General features: G+C 59.3%; 1 rRNA gene. It reads left to right on the plus strand.

The annotated features are described in order from the left end of the window. Window positions 1-194: 194 nt before the first annotated feature. Window positions 195-311: ribosomal RNA gene (gene rrf / locus QWY29_RS19880) — 5S ribosomal RNA — on the plus strand. Window positions 312-366 lie beyond the last annotated feature (55 nt).

Genomic DNA, 366 nt, shown 5'->3' on the forward strand with positions numbered 1-366 from the left:
TAGGCCGGAGGTGTACAGCAGTAATGCCTAGCCGACCGGTACTAATAGGCCGAGGGCTTGTCCCACAACCACTCAACCAAGACAACAACCGTCTTACGAGTGCTCGCGTCCACGAATCCAGCATCACGCCAGACTTGATCTGCCGTGAACACCACGCCACAGGCGGAGTGTGTTCAATGGCGGGTCGCTAGAGTTACGGCGGCCATAGCGAGAGGGAAACACCCGGTCCCATCCCGAACCCGGAAGTTAAGCCTTTCAGCGCCGATGGTACTGCAACCGCGAGGTTGTGGGAGAGTAGGACGCCGCCGGACATACCATTAGCAAGCGGGGCCATACCTTCGGGTATGGCCCCGCTTCGCATTTCCC

The sequence above is a fragment of the Nocardioides abyssi genome (assembly GCF_030412915.1).
GTDB classification, from domain to species: Bacteria; Actinomycetota; Actinomycetes; order Propionibacteriales; family Nocardioidaceae; genus Nocardioides; species Nocardioides abyssi.